Annotated in this window: 27 protein-coding genes; 23 read left to right on the plus strand and 4 right to left on the minus strand. The window is 29.3% G+C overall.

What is annotated here, in order from left to right; all coding sequences use genetic code 11:
* Positions 1-191: 191 nt before the first annotated feature.
* From ELQ12_RS08630 to ELQ12_RS08640, 3 genes are all read left to right on the plus strand, one after another.
* Entirely contained in the window at positions 192-1034 is an 843-nt protein-coding gene (locus tag ELQ12_RS08630) for a hypothetical protein (protein ID WP_070261161.1), read from the plus strand.
* A gap of 177 nt (positions 1035-1211) precedes the next feature.
* Entirely contained in the window at positions 1212-1703 is a 492-nt protein-coding gene (locus ELQ12_RS08635; protein WP_070243261.1) for a hypothetical protein, read from the plus strand.
* 179 nt (positions 1704-1882) lie between these two features.
* Positions 1883-2095, plus strand: coding sequence for a hypothetical protein (locus tag ELQ12_RS08640; RefSeq protein ID WP_070240053.1), 213 nt, complete (start codon positions 1883-1885; stop codon positions 2093-2095).
* A 63-nt stretch (positions 2096-2158) separates the two neighbouring features.
* Here ELQ12_RS08640 and ELQ12_RS08645 read toward each other — a convergent pair whose 3' ends face one another.
* Positions 2159-2863, minus strand: a complete 705-nt coding sequence (locus ELQ12_RS08645) for a putative metalloprotease CJM1_0395 family protein (RefSeq protein ID WP_070240055.1) — start codon at positions 2861-2863, stop codon at positions 2159-2161.
* Between the two features lie 106 nt (positions 2864-2969).
* On the opposite strand from ELQ12_RS08645, the gene ELQ12_RS08650 reads away from it, so the two are divergent.
* Both ELQ12_RS08650 and ELQ12_RS08655 read left to right on the plus strand, forming a co-directional pair.
* Entirely contained in the window at positions 2970-3332 is a 363-nt protein-coding gene (locus ELQ12_RS08650) for an HIT family protein (RefSeq protein ID WP_002857306.1), read from the plus strand.
* Between the two features lie 73 nt (positions 3333-3405).
* A complete protein-coding gene (locus tag ELQ12_RS08655; protein WP_002870418.1) occupies positions 3406-3978 on the plus strand; it encodes a YceI family protein in 573 nt (190 codons plus the stop codon).
* A gap of 4 nt (positions 3979-3982) precedes the next feature.
* Here ELQ12_RS08655 and ELQ12_RS08660 read toward each other — a convergent pair whose 3' ends face one another.
* Both ELQ12_RS08660 and ELQ12_RS08665 read right to left on the minus strand, forming a co-directional pair.
* Positions 3983-4939 carry a hypothetical protein gene (locus tag ELQ12_RS08660; RefSeq protein ID WP_070261162.1) on the minus strand — a complete coding sequence of 319 codons (957 nt, stop codon included), beginning with the start codon at positions 4937-4939 and terminating at the stop codon, positions 3983-3985.
* A 60-nt stretch (positions 4940-4999) separates the two neighbouring features.
* Positions 5000-5209 carry a transcriptional regulator gene (locus tag ELQ12_RS08665; RefSeq protein WP_002778401.1) on the minus strand — a complete coding sequence of 70 codons (210 nt, stop codon included), beginning with the start codon at positions 5207-5209 and terminating at the stop codon, positions 5000-5002.
* A 167-nt stretch (positions 5210-5376) separates the two neighbouring features.
* Here ELQ12_RS08665 and ELQ12_RS08670 point away from each other — a divergent pair, with 167 nt between their 5' ends.
* From ELQ12_RS08670 to ELQ12_RS08695, 6 genes are all read left to right on the plus strand, one after another.
* Positions 5377-5808, plus strand: coding sequence for a hypothetical protein (locus ELQ12_RS08670; RefSeq protein ID WP_070261163.1), 432 nt, complete (start codon positions 5377-5379; stop codon positions 5806-5808).
* 42 nt (positions 5809-5850) lie between these two features.
* Positions 5851-6111 (plus strand): hypothetical protein, encoded by a 261-nt coding sequence (locus ELQ12_RS08675; RefSeq protein WP_052800315.1) that lies wholly within the window; start codon positions 5851-5853, stop codon positions 6109-6111.
* Positions 6111-6644 (plus strand): hypothetical protein, encoded by a 534-nt coding sequence (locus tag ELQ12_RS08680; RefSeq protein ID WP_002861172.1) that lies wholly within the window; start codon positions 6111-6113, stop codon positions 6642-6644. The genes ELQ12_RS08675 and ELQ12_RS08680 overlap by 1 nt, the downstream gene beginning before the upstream one ends.
* A gap of 122 nt (positions 6645-6766) precedes the next feature.
* On the plus strand, positions 6767-8344 hold the full coding sequence (locus tag ELQ12_RS08685) for an ABC-F family ATP-binding cassette domain-containing protein (RefSeq protein WP_044794347.1): 1578 nt from the start codon (positions 6767-6769) through the stop codon (positions 8342-8344).
* Complete coding sequence (locus ELQ12_RS08690) at positions 8334-8669, plus strand: hypothetical protein (protein ID WP_002859498.1); 336 nt, start codon at positions 8334-8336, stop codon at positions 8667-8669. Before ELQ12_RS08685 ends, ELQ12_RS08690 begins: the two co-directional genes overlap by 11 nt.
* A gap of 73 nt (positions 8670-8742) precedes the next feature.
* Complete coding sequence (locus ELQ12_RS08695) at positions 8743-9126, plus strand: hypothetical protein (RefSeq protein ID WP_002870423.1); 384 nt, start codon at positions 8743-8745, stop codon at positions 9124-9126.
* A gap of 43 nt (positions 9127-9169) precedes the next feature.
* On the opposite strand, the gene ELQ12_RS08700 is transcribed toward ELQ12_RS08695, so the two are convergent.
* The gene (locus ELQ12_RS08700; RefSeq protein ID WP_002870424.1) at positions 9170-9754 is read right to left on the minus strand and encodes a YigZ family protein; all 585 of its coding nucleotides are present in this window, start codon (positions 9752-9754) and stop codon (positions 9170-9172) included.
* 103 nt (positions 9755-9857) lie between these two features.
* Between ELQ12_RS08700 and ELQ12_RS08705 the strand changes: the two genes are divergently transcribed.
* The 12 genes from ELQ12_RS08705 (at position 9858) to ELQ12_RS08730 (ending at position 16831) form a co-directional block, all read left to right on the plus strand.
* Positions 9858-10424, plus strand: a complete 567-nt coding sequence (locus ELQ12_RS08705) for a GntR family transcriptional regulator (RefSeq protein WP_261660186.1) — start codon at positions 9858-9860, stop codon at positions 10422-10424.
* A 243-nt stretch (positions 10425-10667) separates the two neighbouring features.
* Positions 10668-11561, plus strand: coding sequence for an MFS transporter (locus tag ELQ12_RS08710; RefSeq protein WP_243834138.1), 894 nt, complete (start codon positions 10668-10670; stop codon positions 11559-11561).
* Positions 11562-11584: 23 nt separating this feature from the next.
* Complete coding sequence (locus tag ELQ12_RS10700) at positions 11585-11776, plus strand: hypothetical protein (RefSeq protein WP_243834139.1); 192 nt, start codon at positions 11585-11587, stop codon at positions 11774-11776.
* A gap of 10 nt (positions 11777-11786) precedes the next feature.
* A complete protein-coding gene (locus ELQ12_RS10705) occupies positions 11787-11960 on the plus strand; it encodes a hypothetical protein (protein WP_002870427.1) in 174 nt (57 codons plus the stop codon).
* Positions 11935-12342, plus strand: a complete 408-nt coding sequence (locus ELQ12_RS10830; RefSeq protein WP_250536647.1) for an FAD-binding protein — start codon at positions 11935-11937, stop codon at positions 12340-12342. The genes ELQ12_RS10705 and ELQ12_RS10830 overlap by 26 nt, the downstream gene beginning before the upstream one ends.
* Positions 12342-12863 carry an FAD-binding protein gene (locus tag ELQ12_RS10835; protein WP_251819692.1) on the plus strand — a complete coding sequence of 174 codons (522 nt, stop codon included), beginning with the start codon at positions 12342-12344 and terminating at the stop codon, positions 12861-12863. The genes ELQ12_RS10830 and ELQ12_RS10835 overlap by 1 nt, the downstream gene beginning before the upstream one ends.
* Before the next feature lie 42 nt (positions 12864-12905).
* Positions 12906-13361, plus strand: coding sequence for an FAD-binding protein (locus ELQ12_RS10715; RefSeq protein WP_243834140.1), 456 nt, complete (start codon positions 12906-12908; stop codon positions 13359-13361).
* An 80-nt stretch (positions 13362-13441) separates the two neighbouring features.
* Positions 13442-13639 (plus strand): hypothetical protein, encoded by a 198-nt coding sequence (locus tag ELQ12_RS10720; RefSeq protein ID WP_243834141.1) that lies wholly within the window; start codon positions 13442-13444, stop codon positions 13637-13639.
* A gap of 140 nt (positions 13640-13779) precedes the next feature.
* Positions 13780-14244, plus strand: coding sequence for a hypothetical protein (locus ELQ12_RS10725; RefSeq protein ID WP_243834142.1), 465 nt, complete (start codon positions 13780-13782; stop codon positions 14242-14244).
* A gap of 23 nt (positions 14245-14267) precedes the next feature.
* Positions 14268-14423 carry a hypothetical protein gene (locus ELQ12_RS10730; protein ID WP_243834143.1) on the plus strand — a complete coding sequence of 52 codons (156 nt, stop codon included), beginning with the start codon at positions 14268-14270 and terminating at the stop codon, positions 14421-14423.
* Positions 14424-14874: 451 nt separating this feature from the next.
* Positions 14875-16101: a hypothetical protein gene (locus ELQ12_RS08725; RefSeq protein WP_070243256.1), complete on the plus strand. Its 1227-nt coding sequence runs from the start codon at positions 14875-14877 to the stop codon at positions 16099-16101.
* Positions 16094-16831, plus strand: a complete 738-nt coding sequence (locus ELQ12_RS08730) for a hypothetical protein (protein ID WP_002933178.1) — start codon at positions 16094-16096, stop codon at positions 16829-16831. Before ELQ12_RS08725 ends, ELQ12_RS08730 begins: the two co-directional genes overlap by 8 nt.
* Positions 16832-17238 lie beyond the last annotated feature (407 nt).

Below are 17238 nucleotides of genomic sequence, written 5' to 3' on the forward strand. Positions count from 1 at the left end.
GATCTTGTAAAAAAACTATTAGAAGGTAAATTTAACACAAGTAAAGAATTGGAACTTCTTTTTGGTGTGAAATTTAGTGATGATGATGATGCAGGAGAATTTAACAAAATCCTTTCTTCAAATTCTGCACCAAAAAGTATAGATATTAAGGCTTGAAAATGCAAAAATTTAAATTTTAAAAAGGATAAAAAATGATAGGCATTAACTCAACTTTCAATAATCCCTTTGTTAATCTTAATATTAACATTAAAAACAATAATAACTCTTCCTTAAATTCAAACACTTCAAATAATAGTGTAAAAAATCTACAAGATGCCCAAGACACTACTAAAACAAATAATAAAGTTTTAGGTTATGAAGTAGATAACGAGGGTTATTTTACAAGTGAATTTAATAAAGCAGCAGGAATTCCTGAGGATATAAAAATTCATTCTAGCACTATGGAAAGCTTAGTAAAAATATCTACGAATGAAAAAAATCCATTAAGAGCTTTTGAGAGTATAGACATTGCTAAAACCGTAGGAAATGCCTATAAAATTTTAAGTCAAGTTGTAGGCGAAGATGTGCTAAATTCTAAAGATAACTTTAACTTAGAAGAGATAGCCAACTTCCCACAAGGCTATGAATTTAATCGCCAAACTATGCAAGTAACGAAAATTTATAATTCTGCTACGGATTATTTAAATGCTGATATAGATTTTGATTATGAAAATACAACTGATACAAAAATAAACAAATTGTTTTTTAATACTACTGAAAATCTTATGAAAGGAAATTCTGCCACAGATATTTTTAATAATAATAATGGCGGTGAAGAAAATATTAATACAGGCGTATTTTTTGATACGACACCAAGCAAATACACTAATAAAGATGGCACTATTACTAAAGGTGGGCTTTTAGTAGCTATTATAAATGAGAATATCTATACTAGAGAAGGAGAGGCTACGCGTCAAGGAAAAACCGAAGGCTTTGATAAGTCTATGAGTGGTGAAGAAGTCAAAAAAGCTTGGAATGATAGAACTATAATTTAAAGCTAGATAAAAATAGTATAGTTCAAGGTGCGGGTATTGTCGATACAAATAATGAAAATATAGAATTTACACCTTTAATTGAGATAATGCAAAAAGAGCAAAAAGAATTAATAAAATACTTACAGAGAAAACAAAAAATTGATATAACAATTTAAATCACATTAAAAGGTAAAAAATATGAATACTATAAATTCGAGTTTAAGTATTTTTGGAATAAGCACAACAAATAACTGGAATTTTGGCGATAAAAATACCGCTCAAATTCCAAATGATAAAAACAAGTCAAATGTTGCAAATTTAGATGAACTTCTAAAATCTTACAAAGATTATTATGATGAACTTACAAAAGAAATTCCTATCGCTAAAGGCTCTATACAAGATCAGATTTTAAAGGGTGAATTAAGCCAAGAAGATTTTAAAGCACAAAATAAAGCTTCGGTGCATTGGTTGGATGAAGACTTACAAAAAGAATATGTAAAAATTTATCACACAAGTATGAGTGTAGAAGAATTTAAACAAAAATGGTTAGATCTTCAAGCTAAACACGAAGCTAGATTTGGCGAAATTGCCGAGAAAAGCAGAAAAGATATTCAACAAGAAATGCAAACTGCACAAGAACAATATAACAACCAAAAAGAACAAGAAACAAAAACTTTTAAACCTATATAAGCAGAAAGTAAAAGCGAAACTTACAAAGATGAAGTAAAAACAAATTTTTGGCAACAATTTTTAAAAGTTCAACAAGAAAATGGAATGGATGTTTTAGAAATCTTAGAAATACTGAATAAGCAAGGCATAGATATAAAGGCTTGAAAATGCAAAAATTTAAATTATAAAAAGGATAAAAAATGTTAAATATTTTACATGCAAATTCAAATCATCGTTTCCATAAATGTATGCCTAAGGAAGTTCATCAAATATATGATACTTTAAAGCTTATGGAACAAGAAGAAGATAAACAAAAAGTAGAAGCCGAAGCTAAAAAAGAAGAACAAAGTAATTCTACAAATACAGATAAAGCAGATAATAAAAAGATAAATTTTTTAGATATATCTGTTTAATTTTAAAACAAAGCTTTATTTATAAGGAAGATTGGAGTAAATTTTTTATTTAAATTAAGGATTTTAAGATGCGATGTTGAATTTAATGTCGTTATTTTGTGAGTTTTGTTGATAAGTTCTAGCAACAAAATTTTTAAAGTCTTTATCAAAATTTAAATTTTTATCGTTGTTTTTTGAATCTTTATCTGTTTTTTCTAAGCTATTTTCTGAATTTTTGTCATCTTTTTCTTTATTTTCTTCTTCTTTTTCTTTGGCTTCTTCGGCTTTAAGCTTCATTGCTTCAGCTCTTGCTTCAAATTCCATTTTTGTAGCATTTGCTGCAACTTTATAGTCTTGTGGGCTAGGATCAGCAGGAGCCATAGCTGCTGCTGCGATTTGTCTTGCATTGGCTATAGTTTCTTCTGGTGTGTTTCCTTTTTGCATGCTGATAGGAACTTCGCCCGCTGTAGCATACATTTGATTATCAGGGCCTCTTGTGTAAGTAAAACTTGCAGCACCTGCTAAGCCGCCACCCGCTGCTTGATGTGCAGCTTCATGAGCTTTTACATTTCTATCGATACTTTGGAGTTCGCGAACTTGAGCTACTTCTTTTTGGCTTAGCTCTACGCCATTAACCATTTGGGTTTGTTCGCCATTTTTTTCTTTATCATCTTTATTTTCACTAAGATTTTTTTCATCTTTTTGAGTGGAATCAGATTGATTTGTTTTATCAAAAGAAGGTTTGCTAGAGTAGTAATCATAAGAGTTATAACTTGAACTAATTTGCATTTATCCTCCTTTTTGTTTTTTAAATTTTAGGAATTTTAACGCATTTTGACTTAAAAATTTGATAAATTTTGTAAAATAATTATAAATACAATTTCAAAGGAATGTAATGATTTATGAAAATGATTTGATTTATATAGAGAAAGAGGAGGCTCAAGTGCCTTGGCTTAAAATTTTTACTAAAGAAATTTATAAAGAATTTAGCGATTGTCCTTTAGAGTTGCAAAAAGAACTTTTTGAAAAAATTTTACTTTGTGAAAAGGCTATGATAGAATTTTACAAACCTGAAAAAATCAATATCGCCTCTTTTGCAAATTATGTGCCAAGGGTGCATTTTCATGTTATGGCAAGATTTAAAGAAGATGCGTTTTTTCCAGAGTGTATGTGGGGAAAACAGCAAAGAGAAGCAATAAAGCTTGATTTGCCTAAATTTGAAGAATTTGTAAAATTTTTAAATAGTAAAATTTTTTAATTTTTATTAATGATTTGTTATGTTTTATCTAATAAAATTTTTATATTGAAAATTACTATAAAAAAGGAAAAAAATGAAAAAAGTTTTATTAAGTTCATTGGTTGCGGTCTCTTTGTTAAGCACAGGTTTGTTTGCTAAAGAATATACTTTAGATAAAGCACATACAGATGTAGGTTTTAAAATCAAACATTTACAAATTAGCAATGTAAAAGGAAATTTCAAAGATTATTCTGCGGTGATTGATTTTGATCCTGCGAGTGCTGAGTTTAAAAAGCTTGATGCAACTATAAAAATCGCATCTGTAAATACAGAAAATCAAACAAGAGATAATCACTTACAACAAGATGATTTTTTCAAAGCAAAAAAATATCCTGATATGACTTTTACAATGAAAAAATATGAAAAAATCGATAATGAAAAAGGCAAAATGACAGGAACTTTAACTATAGCTGGAGTTTCTAAAGATATCGTTTTAGATACTGAAATCGGCGGTGTAGCTAAAGGCAAAGATGGAAAAGAAAAAATAGGTTTTTCTTTAAATGGAAAAATCAAACGCTCTGATTTTAAATTCGCGACAAGTACTTCAACTATTACTTTAAGCGATGATATTAATTTAAATATCGAAGTTGAAGCAAACGAAAAATAATTTTTTAGTCTAAGAGTCTTGCTCTTAGACTTTGTAAATTTTTATCCAAATTTTCTTCGCTTTCTTGCCAAATCAATTTAAAATCTGGTTTAAAATTTTCATTTTCTAAATTAAATTCCGTGTTTTTCAAGGTGGATTCTAAAAAAGCAAGATGATTTAAAGCTTGATTTTTATCATTAAAAATTAAAATAAAATCATTGTCAACGATGAAAATTTTTGCTCTAAAGCGTTTTAAAATTTTTGCAATTTGTTTTAAGATGAGTTTGGCATAGCTTTCTTTAGTGTCTTTTAGTTCATTAAAATGAAGCAAGGCAATGATATAGTTGTTTTTTCCCTTTGTAAAGCGTGTAAGGCTTTTTTCATTAGGTAGTTTTGTTAAGATGTCAAAAAAAGCCAATCTATAAGCGTGATTTAAAAGATAAAAACAAAAAACTAAACTTGCAAATTCAAAATACCTTATTCCTGCTCCTTCTTGAAATAAAAACTGAAAATATGCAGCAAAAAATGCGATAATAAGATAATATTCTTTAGTTTTAAAGGTTTTGATAAAAATGAGTATTAAGCCGACTAAAAAAAATAAAAATCCTAATTCACTCACAGGCTTAAAAAAATCTAATGCAATAAAATGAAATTCTAAACCAGCGCTATTAAAAGTAGTATTTCTAGGTAAAATGATACTTAAAATGCCTATAAAAATAAGGGTTGTAATTGAAGCAATATTTTTTTTATTTAAAATTAAAACATGATGTTTTCCAAGGCAAAATATGGTAAAAACCATAGGTAAAAACAAGGCGACAAATAAATTAGCTTGAAAAAAACTTGTATAAAAATAAGGTAACTTAGCTCCTAATAGCACTAAAGTTAAAAAGAAAATTTTTGAATTTTTAAAGTAAAAGGATAACACAAGTGCTGAAATTTCAAAAATAAAGCTCAATGATATTAAAAAATCTAATAAAAACATTTCAAATCCTTGATTTTAATAAAAGTGATAATTGTATAGAAAAAAGCTTAAAAGCGGGTTTTATTTAAATTTAGCAATTTCATCTTGTATGGTTTGTTCTATATGAAGTAATTCTTCATGAGTTTTTTTGCTATTTTCTAAAAGTTCATCAAATTTAAAGCCAAGCATAACAATACGATATAAATTGGGTTTATATTTTCTCCAATTATATAAAGTGCTAACATCAATGTCTAGTTCATATGCCATATCACGCTTGCTCTTTTTTGTCATTTTTTACCTTAAAAATTTAGCCTTTAAAAAATTTTACATTAAAATTTCTTTATTAAAAACACTTGAAATATTCAATCTTTTATATAAAATATATTTAATATTTAAATATTAATTAAGTTATAGTGTGGAATAATTCGAGAAATTTTTTAATTTTCAAGGAGAAATGTATGGATTTTAATTCAGTTCTTTCTAATATTGGTGATAAGTTACCAAGAGATGGTTTAGCAGCAATTACGCTAAAAGAAAAATTTGAACGCTTAAGCGAAGAAAGAAAAAAAGATGTGTTAAATCGACTTCCTATGCTTAAACTAAAAAGCCCTGCTTTGGTGTTTTGGGTAGGAACTTTTTTATTTGGCCCTTTTGGAGTAGGGCGTTTTATGATAGGTGATATGGTTTTAGGTTTTGTGCGTTTAGCATTTGTGATTATTCCAATAATTTTTAATATTGTTGCAAATGAATCTTTACAGAACATAGCATATATATTAGCACTTATGAATTGGATAGTCAATTGGACTATTTGGTGGATTGTAGATATGTTTTTAGTAGGTAAAAAACTTCGCAAACAAAATTATGAAAAAATTGCAAATATCATACAGTGATGATTATTTTATTTTAAAACTAATGAAAGAATGGAGATGAAAATGAGTGAAAAATATACACCTTTTGAAGTAGAGCCCACTTTACTTTATGAGAAAGATACTTATAAAATTGTTGCAGGAAAAGCATACACAAATAAAGATGAAAAATTTTGCATAGGCTTAAAATCAAATGGTTTTCCAGTAAATTCTTATCTTATATTTCCTCCACAGCTTAACTTAGATTTATTAAAAAGTCTTTTAGGGGAAGATGGTGCTAAAAATGATGAAATCATAGAATTTATTAAAATAATAATGGAGAAATAATGAAAAATATTTTATTAAGCTTGATGTTGGTTTTTTTATTTGCAGGATGTTTTAATAATAAGCCAAAATGCGATGATGAAGATGTTAAGCTTACGCTAAAAAGTATTTTAGATGATGATGAATGGGTTTATGTTGAGTATGGTTTAAATGAACAATCCTTAAGGGCGTTAAGGATAAATTCCAATGGTATGGATATGAGGGATTTAGAGGCTGCATTATCTACTGATACGCTTGGAGTTTTAAGGGCACATTTTAAACCTTTACTTGATTTGAAAGATTATGCTAATGAAGTGGTTTATACTTCTTTTGAAAGTTTTATAACCAAAGATAGCAAGGATAAAAAAACTAGTTTTTGTATGGCTAGTTTAAAATTTACTTATCCACAAATGCCTAATGAAATGCGAGAAAAATATTCAAGAGGTGCTTTAAAAGGAATTTTATTTGATGGAGGGGAATATGAAACTCAAATTTCTTATAGTGCTAGATTTAGCGATGATAAAAAGCAAGTTTTTGTAGAACTTTTGGATTATTAATTTATTTTGACAATGAAATTTTATTTTCATTGTCTATATAAAATTTATACTCAATTAATTTCAAGTCTTTTTTTGATACAATTTCTTAAAAATTTTTATAAGTAAAAAATTTAAGGAAAATCATGGTTGAAGTAAAAAATCTTACTATGCGTTTTGCAAATCAGCTTTTATTTGAAAATGTGAATTTAAAGCTTGTTCGAGGACAAAGATACGGACTTATTGGTGCTAATGGTGCGGGAAAATCGACTTTTTTGAAAATTCTTTCAGGAGAAATTGAGACAAGTAGTGGCGAAATAGTATTTGATGAAGGCTTGAAAATCGCAGTTTTAGGGCAAGATCAATTTGCTTTTGAAAACTACACCATCAAAGATGCAGTGATGTGTGCAAATAAGCGTTTATATGAGGCTTTAAAAGAAAAAGAAAAGCTTTATATGAGCGAGGAATTTACTGATGAGATCAATGAACGCTTAGGTGAGCTTGAGATAATAACGGCCGAAGAAGATCCAAATTATGATTGTGAAACACGTTGTGAAAAAATTTTAAGTTCTTTAAAGATTAAAGATTTTGATGCTTTAATGAGCACCTTACAAAGTGCGGATAAATTTAAAGTCTTACTGGCTCAAGTTTTATTTTTGGGTGCGGATGTGCTTTTTTTAGATGAGCCTACAAATAACCTTGATTTAGAGGCGATTTCTTGGCTTGAAAATGAACTTTTAAGACATGAAGGGACTTTAGTTGTCATCTCTCATGATAGGCATTTTTTAAATAAAATTTGCACAAGAATTTTGGATGTGGATTTTAAACAAATTCGTGATTTTGCGGGAAATTATGATGATTGGTATATGGCCTCAACGCTTTTGGCAAAACAAGCTGAGCTTAAACGCGATAAAACCTTAAAAGAAAGAGAAGAATTAGAAAATTTCATTCGCCGTTTTAGCGCAAATGCTTCTAAGGCAAAACAAGCCACAAGCCGTGCTAAGGCACTTGAAAAACTAGAGCTTGAAGAGATTAAAATTTCAAGCCGTAGAGATCCTAGCATAGTTTTTAGAACCAATCGTGAAATAGGTAATGAAGTTTTAGAATTTAAAGGTATAGGCAAGGCTTATGATAAACAACTATTTTCAAATTTGGAGCTAAAAATAGAAAAAAATGATAAAATCGCTTTGATCGGGGCAAATGGTGTGGGCAAAAGTACTTTGGCAAAAATCATCGCCCATGCTATAAGTCCAGATAGTGGATCCATACATCTTGGGGCAACTATAGAGCTTGGATATTTTCCTCAAGATACAAGTAATTTAATTTGTGAAAATTTGAAACTTTATGAATGGCTTATGAGTGAAAAATTTAAAGATCTAGATGAAATCCGCAAGTGTTTAGGTAGAATGCTTTTTAGTGGCAGTGATCAAGAAAAAATGGCAGCAAGTTTAAGTGGAGGTGAAAAACATCGTTTAATGCTTTCTCGTTTAATGCTAGAGCGTCCGAATTTCTTGCTTTTAGATGAGCCTGATAACCATTTAGATCTTGAAAGTATTATTGCACTAGGTGAGGCTTTGTATAATTTCAAAGGTGTAGTGCTTTGTATCAGCCACGATAGGGAATTAGTTTCTGCTTTTGCTAATAGAATTTGGCATTTAGAAAATGGTAAGCTTACAGATTTTCGTGGAACTTATCAAGAATTTTTAGGAGAAAATGATGGCTAAATTTAGAATTCAATACAGCGCAGGTTTTGGGCATTATACACAAAATCACAAGGGTTTTGGGCCTACGATTTATATAGAAGAAGTGGTAGAGTTTGATAATGGCAAGGATTATTTTGATTATATAGATTTTTATAAAACTTATTCAAAGAGCGATGATACTTATTTTCATATCAGTTTTTTAGAAGATAGACCTCTAAGCGATAAAGAAATCACGATTCGCAATGAATACCGCAAAATGCGTGATGAAAACTGTAAAAAAGCCAAGGAAGAATTTATAGCCAATAATGAGCTTGATGTGGAGCATTTGCCTACTCATCATGATTAAAAAACATTGATTTTACATAAAAAGGAACGCTTTTTGCTTGTATAGTTTTTGCATATTTTGAAAGGAGAAAACTATGCAGGTAAATTATAGAACGATTAGCTCGTATGAATACGATGCTATTAGTGGTCAGTATAAACAGGTGGATAAACAGATTGAAGATTATTCTTCATCTGGAGATTCTGATTTTATGGATATGTTAAATAAGGCGGATGAGAAGTCAAGCGGAGATGCTTTAAATTCTAGCAGTAGTTTTCAAAGCAATGCGCAAAACTCAAATTCAAATTTAAGTAATTATGCTCAAATGTCAAATGTTTACGCTTATCGTTTTAGACAAAATGAAGGCGAGTTGTCTATGAGAGCTCAAAGTGCTAGCATTCACAATGATCTTGCGCAACAAGGTGCAAATGAACAAAGTAAGAATAATGCTTTGTTAAATGATTTATTGAACGCAATTTAATCAAAAGCTCCATTTTGGAGCTTTTGTATTTACTTGCAAGAATTTATAATTTCTCTATTTCAAAAGGTGCAAAATTTTTACAAAAAATTTCAAATTCTTGCTCCTCTTTTTCATTTAATTTGATATGTAATATAGCTTTGCAATCCTTAAAATCTTTTGTGAAATTAAAAGAATAAGTTTTTAAAAAATGTTCAAAACGATTTAAATTTTTTAAATCAATAGCAATGGATATATTTTTTTTCAATTCGAATGAAAGTAAAGAAGAATTATTAATCACGGCATTTGCTGCATCGCTATAAGCTCTTACAAGTCCGCCTGTACCAAGTTTTATACCGCCAAAATATCTTACAGTGATTAAAGCCGCATTGATAAGATCATAGCTTCTTAGAACATTTAAAGTTGGCATTCCAGAAGTTCCTTTAGGCTCTCCATCATCGCTTTTATCTTCTACAATTTGATTAAAATCATTTAAAACACGATAAGCATAGACAAAATGAACAGCTTTTGGATGCTCTTTTTTTAGCGTTTCTATTAAAAATTTAAAATCTTTAAAAGGGCAAAGAAAAGATAAGAAAATAGATTTTTTAATATCGATTTGTGTTTGAAAAATTTGATCAATAGTTTGCATTTTTGCCTTTTTTGTTTAAAATTATACTTATAAAAACTAAAATCAATTTGAGTCTTAGGGGTTATAATATGCCAAAAAAAATCAAAAAATTTCGAGTGATAGAATTTATGATTTTATTTTCAAATCTATTAAAGATGGAAAATTAAAACCTAATGATAGAGTTAAAGAACAAGATTTGGTAGAGCAATCGGGACTTAGCAGAACTTCTATAAGAGAAGCTTTGGGATTGTTGCAAAATGGTGGAATTTTGGTGCAAGATGGTAAAAATGGACTTATTGTTGCAGGACTTGATTTGATTTCTATTACGAAGCTTTATGAGATCAGGGAATTATTAGAGGGTGAAGTTGCTAAACTTGCGACATTACACGCTTCTATGACCGAAATTGAAATTTTGGTCAATATTTTAAAAGTTCAAAAAAATATTAAAGAGCTTAATGAACTTAGGGCTAGTAATATTTTATTTCATCAGACTTTGTATCGTTGCTCAGGAAATCATTATCTTTTTAAAATTATGGAAAATTTGGATCGTTCTTTATTGCTTCTTGGTGATGGTACTTTAGCCAAGGAAAAACGTCCTAAAGAAGCTTACGAGGAGCATTTAGCTGTTGTTAATGCTATTAAAGAGAGAAATGCTTTAGAGGCAGAAAGATTAGCAAAATTTCATATTTAACAAGCTTGTAAAATTCGTTTAGATAATATACTTAAAAAATAATTTACTATTCTTAATTTTTAAATCTACTTAATTAAAAATACATAGATATTGACACTTGCAATCCAAATAAAAAATATTAATTTTTTATTTCAACTTTATGTGTAGTTTTGTAATTTAAAAAATACTTTTGAATACAAAAAATATTTTAGGACTAAAAAATTCCTAAAACTAGTTTATAATGAAAATAAAAAAGGAGGTTATATGGCAAGAAGGTGCAAGGGTGATGCTAAAACCATTTTTAGCGTTGCTAGCGGTAATTTTTTAGAAATGTATGATTTTGCGGTTTATGGTTTTTATGCTGGATTTATTGCTAAAGTGTTTTTTCCTGCTCAAAATGAATTTATTTCTTTGATGCAAAGTTTTATGGCCTTTGGAGTTGGCTTTTTAATGCGTCCTATCGGAGCTATAGTTCTTGGATCTTATATGGATAAGCATGGTAGAAAGAAAGGTCTTGTTGTAACTTTAGGCATTATGGCTTTTGGAAGTTTAACCATAGCCTGTTGTCCTGGCTATGAAAGTATAGGCATTTTAGCTCCTATTATTGTGGTAATTGGAAGGCTTTTGCAAGGTTTTAGTGCTGGAGCTGAAATAGGTGGAGCAAGTATTTATTTAGCAGAAATTGCACCAAAAAACTTACGCGGTTTTTATGTTTCTTGGCAAAGTGGATCTCAGCAAATTGCTACCATATTTGCGGGTGCTTTGGGTATACTTTTGCATTATCTTATAGGTGATGTTATTATGCAAGCTTGGGGCTGGAGAATCCCTTTTATCGTTGGATGTTTGGTTGTACCTTATATTTTTTACATAAGAAGAACTTTGGATGAAACGCCTGAATTTAAGGCTAAAATTCACCAAGCCCCAAAAACCTTTGGAGCTATTTTCAAAAGCATTAGAGAAAATACACCTATAGTAATTTTTGGAATCATGTTTGTAATGATGACGACAGTAACTTTTTATTTTATCACTTCTTACACTCCAACTTTTGCCAATAAAGTTTTGCATTTTAGTAAATTAGAAAGCTTTATGATTACTGCTATTATAGACTTAGCAATACTTTTTGGTTGCCATTTTCTGGCTTTCTTGGAGATAAAATAGGAAGAAAGCCTATTTTATTAACCATGACTTTTTTAGGTGTTGTCAGTGCTTATCCTATGTTAAATTTTTTAACAAATAATATTTCTTTTGCCAATTTGGTTTTAGTGGAATTATGGTTTAGTTTTATTTTTGGTGCTTATAATGGGGCTATGGTGGTTTCTTTATTAGAAATCATGCCTAAAAATGTAAAAGCTTTGGGTTTTTCTTTTTCTTAATTCTATAGCGGTGGCAATTTTTGGAGGATTTACCCCTGCTGTTTCGACTTATTTGATAGAAAAAACTAGCAATCCTGCCTCTCCTGCATTTTGGCTTACCTTTGCAGCCATTTGTTCTTTTGTGGCTTCTTTGATTATTTTTAAAAAAGGTGGAATTTATGAAAGACAACAAAAAGGAGAATGAAATGGAATTTGATATAGTGGTTATAGGCGGGGGCAATGCAGCTCTTTGTGCAGCTATAGCAGCAGCTAGTAAAAAAGAAAATATAAAAATAGCACTTTTAGAAAGCTCTCTAAAAGAATGGAGAGGAGGAAATTCTCAACACACTAGAAATTTGCGTTCTATGTATGATGATCCTACGGATGTCTTGACTCAAAGTTATAGCGAGGATGAGTTTTTTGAAGATGTTTTTAAGGTGACTAAGGGGCAAACTAATGAAGAATACGCTCGTTTTGTCATTTCTCGTACTCCAAAGGCGGTAGAGTTTGCTAAAAAATATGGAGTGCGTTTTCAACCTTCCATGCGAGGAACTTTGCACTTAGGACGCACGAATCTTTTTTCTTAGTGGGTGGAAAATCTTTAGTCAATGCTTATTTTAATGCGATAAAAAATTTATGGGTTGAAATTTTTTGTGAATTTGAAGCTTTGGATTTGATGGTAGAAAATGGATGCTGTAAGGAAATTTTGGTTTTGGATAAAAAACAAAATCAAGAAGTGAAAATTAAAACCAAGGCTGTGATCGTTGCAAGCGGGGGATTTGAGTCAAATTTGGAATGGCTTGAAGAAGCTTGGGGACAAAGGGCTAAAAATTTTATCATCCGTGGAACTCGTTTTAATCAAGGTAAGATGCTAAAGGCTTTAGAGAAAAATCACGCACAAATTATAGGCGATCCCACTCAAGGGCATATGGTTGCTATTGATGCAAGGACTCCAAAATATGATGGAGACATAGCTTCAAGGGTGGATTGTGTGTCTTTGGGTATAGTGGTAAATAAAAAGGCACAAAGATTTTATGATGAGGGTGAGGATTTTTGGCCAAAGCGTTATGCAATTTGGGGGCGTTTGGTGGCAAATGAAGAGGATTAAATTGCTTATTCTATCACTGATTCTAAGGTGCAAAAATGCTACATGCCTTCACTTTTTGAACCCATAGTGGCCAATTCTATTGAAGAATTAGCCTCTAAAATGAACTTAGATCCAAAGGCTTTAAAGATGACTTTAGATGAATACAATCAAAGTGTTGTAGAAGGAGAATTTGATCACACTATACAGGATAATTGTCACACTCAAGGTTTAAAGATAGAAAAAACACATTGGGCTTTGAAAATAGATACTCCACCTTTTTATTGCTATCCTTTGCGTCCAGGTGTGACTTTTACCTACATGGGTGTGAAGGTGGATAAAAATGCAAGGGTATATCAAGAAAATGGAGAACTTTTTAAAAATATATTTGCAGCTGGTGAAATCATGGCAGGAAATATTTTAACCCAAGGCTATGTTGCAGGTTTTGGTATGAGTATAGGAAGCGTTTTTGGGCGTTTGGCTGGAGAAAATGCACTTGAGTTAGTAAAGGATATGAAATGAAAATTACAAAAATTTATGAAGAAGCATGAAAATCTTGCATTATATGCAATTCTTGTCGTTATTGTGAGGGGCTTTGTGCGGTGTTTCCAGCTATGGAAAAAAAGCGTGAATTTTCTTTAAAGGATATGGATTATTTGGCTAATTTATGCCACCAATGTTCTGAATGTTTTTATGATTGTCAATACGCCCAGCCACATGAATTTAATGTTTTGATTCCTAAACAATTTGCAGCTCTTAGGCAATACAGTTATGAAAATACGCTTTTCCTAATTTTTTAGGCTTAGCTTTTAGGAAAAATGCGGTTTTAACCAGTATAGTTTTAATCCTTTGTTTATTTTTTGGATTTTGGAGCGCGAGTGCTTATGAGGGTGAAGATGTTAAAGGGAATTTTTTTGCTATTGTTTCTTATGATTATATGGTGAGTATTTTTGTTACGGTTTCACTTTTGGTGCTTTTAGCCCTTGTGGGCAGTGTGGCAAAATTCTATCATGCTATAGAAATAAAAAATCTCAATTTTACTGTTTTCATAAAAAGTTTAAAAGATGCTTTAAGCCTTAAATATCTAGGCGGACATAAAAATGAGGGTTGTACTTATCCTAATGAAAAGCGTTCTAATATAAGAAAAATATTTCATCATTTTACCGCTTATGGTTTTTTATTTTGTTTTATAGCGACTTCTTTAGGGGCTTTTTATCATCATTTTTTAAATTTAGTAGCCCCTTATGATTTTACCCAACTTCCTAAAATTTTTGGAAGCTTAGGAGGGATTATGCTTTGCATAGGAACTTTGGGACTTTTTGTTTTAAAAAGCGTAGCGGATAAAAACATAGTAGATAATCAAAGTATGGACATGGATTATGTTTTTATTTTCATGCTTTTTTAGTAAGTTTTACAGGGCTTTTACTCATGCTTTTAAAGCAAAGTTCTTTTTTGCCTTATATACTTTGGTTTCATTTAAGTTGTGTTTTGGCTTTTTTTATTATGATGCCTTATTCTAAATTTGTGCACATGTTTTATCGCTTTGTCACACTTTTAAAATACAATAGCGAGGAAGAAATATGATATAATAATGCCCTGTGTTTAAGGTATTATTTAAATTATTTTAAAAACAAAATTATTTTTTTATAAAACCAAAATCTTTTATTGATAAATTTATGATTATCTTTGATAAGATAAAGAAATTTAATCGAAAGTGTTCGTATATATAAAAAAGTTAGCACAAAGAATCAAGATTAAGATATGGAGAATTGCTTCAAGATATGAGTTAAACAGATGGAGATTTGCTTATTTGCAAGATAAATAGTATTTTTTGGTAGTTAGTATTGCTTTATTTTTCTTATCCTATTTTAAGATATAGTAAGTACTCGTATTTATTTTTCTATTGTATTTTTGTTTGCCTTGACTGGTTTAAAATTTTTTCAGTATTTATTAGTATTTATTTTTTATCATTTGATTTGCTTTTTAATATTTATTTTGGTTGATATTTTAAGTTTAATTTTGTAAAATTTTCATTATGGAAAAAATCAAAAATTATAAACTTATCATCATTTTACTTAGTCTTGATTTGTTGGCTTTGCTTTATGGAATTTCAACACTGAGTATTAGTGCTGATGAAGCTGATATTTATTTTGATGAGCAGGGTAAATCGCTTATTTTTTCCCATAGTTTGCTTTATTATATATCTCATTTTGGAACTTTTATTTTTGGGCAAAATGATTTTGGTTTAAGGCTTCCTTTTTTATTTTTTCATTTTTTAAGTTGTTTACTTTTGTATTTACTAGCTTTAAAATATACTAAAACTAAAATCGATGCTTTTTTTTCTTTATTGTTATTTGTTTTATTGCCGGGTACTGTTGCAAGTGCTTTACTGGTTAATGCCGCATCTTTGGTGATTTTTTTAACCCTTGCTATATTATGTGCTTACGAATATGAAAAAAAATGGCTTTTTTATATATTATTGATTATAGTATTATTTGTTGATAAATCTTTTAATATTTTATTTTTAACTTTTTTCTTTTTTGGGATTTATAAAAGAAATGCTATTTTATTTACCTTATCTCTTATTTTGTTTGGAGCGAGTATCAGTTTTTATGGTTTTGATACAGGTGGTCGCCCAAGAGGTTATTTTTTAGATACTTTAGGAATTTTTGCTGCATGTTTTTCTCCTTTGGTTTTTGTGTATTTTTTTTACACTATTTATCGTTTGACTTTTCAGAAATATAAAAATTTATTATGGTTTTTAATGAGCGTAACATTTGTATTTTGTTTGTTGCTTTCTTTAAGACAAAAACTTTTTTTAGATGATTTTTTACCTTTTTGTGTTATTTGTACTCCTTTGCTTATAAAAACTTTAATGCAAAGTTATAGAGTGAGATTGCCAGTTTTTCGATTAAGGTATAAAATCTTTATAGAATGTTCTATAATTTTTTTAATATTTTGTTACTTTTTAATCGTCGCTAATCAATTATTGTATTATTTTATAAACAATCCAAATCGTCATTTTGCCAATAATTATCATTTTGCTAAAGAATTGGCGCTAGAATTAAAAAAACAAGATGTTTTAGAGCTTGCAACAGCCCCAAGTTTGCAAAAAAGATTGCGATTCTATGGAATAAAAAATAGCAATAAGTTTTATTTAAAAGCTTTAAAACAAGCCGATAGGCATGATATGGACAAAAAAATTGTTAAGGTAAAACTTGGAAAATATGAAAAAGTATATCAGATTTTAAACTATGATTAAAGCTTTCAGTTTGTTGGAATTTGTGTTTATAATTCTCATTTTGGGTATAGTTTTTAATTTAGGCAGTCTTTACTTAAAAAAAGACAATCTACTAGAAGGTGCAATACAAATTCTTAATGATATCCAATATACCCAAAGTTTAGCCATGATGCAAGAAGGCATAAGAGTTGATGAGTTGGCTATCGCAAAAAGAGAGTGGTTTAAAAGTAAATGGCAGATTTATTTTATAAAATCAGCTGCCACAGGTTATGATCAAACATATACTATTTTCTTGGATAAAAATGGCGATGGAAATGCTAATTTAGGTAAAACTGAAATCAATATAGATAGAGAAATTGCTGTTGATGTAATCAATCATAACAAATTAATGAATTCAGGTCAAAGTGGAGTTATTAGTAAAGATGATGAAAAAACTACACAAAGATTTAATCTTACAAAAAGATTCGGAATAGAAAAGGTTGAATTCAAAGGATCTTGTTCAGGATTTACTAGATTAGTATTTGATGAAATGGGCAGAGTGTATTCTCCGTTAAAAAATGCCAATTATGCATATGAAAAAACTTTAGCAAAGAATAATTCAGATTGCATTATACGTTTGTTATCAAAAAAGCATGCTCTTTGTATCGTTATAGATACGCTTAGCGGTTATGCTTATATTCCAGATTTTAAAACACTTAAAAGTCAATTTGTTAATATAAAAAATAAAAATTACGAGTGCTCTAAAATATAGCCCCCATTTTTTAACCCACCAAATACTTATATAAATATTTACACAAATATTTATACTATTTAATCCTTTGTTTAATCCCTCTTTAAGTTTAATTGGTTATACTTTCATTTCCTTTTTTGAAAAAAGGACTTAAAATCTTTTAAATTATAAAGTTTCACTAACTGAGTAGATTTTATAAATTAACTTTATTTTAGGTTTTTAAGTTTTTAAATTATTTGAGTTTTTAACTTTCTTAATTTTTTAATTTAAAACTAAAAGCTTTTTTATAAATCTTGTTTTTAATTTAAAAACTTTTCTTTTAAAAATGATTTTTTGTTTTGTTCTTTTAACTTAGTATTGTTATTCAAATCTTATTAGTCAATCTTTGAAATCTAAATAAGTGATCGATTGAGCCAGAAAGATTTAGG

The organism is Campylobacter sp. US25a, from assembly GCF_004379075.1.
Classification (GTDB): domain Bacteria; phylum Campylobacterota; class Campylobacteria; order Campylobacterales; family Campylobacteraceae; genus Campylobacter_D; species Campylobacter_D jejuni.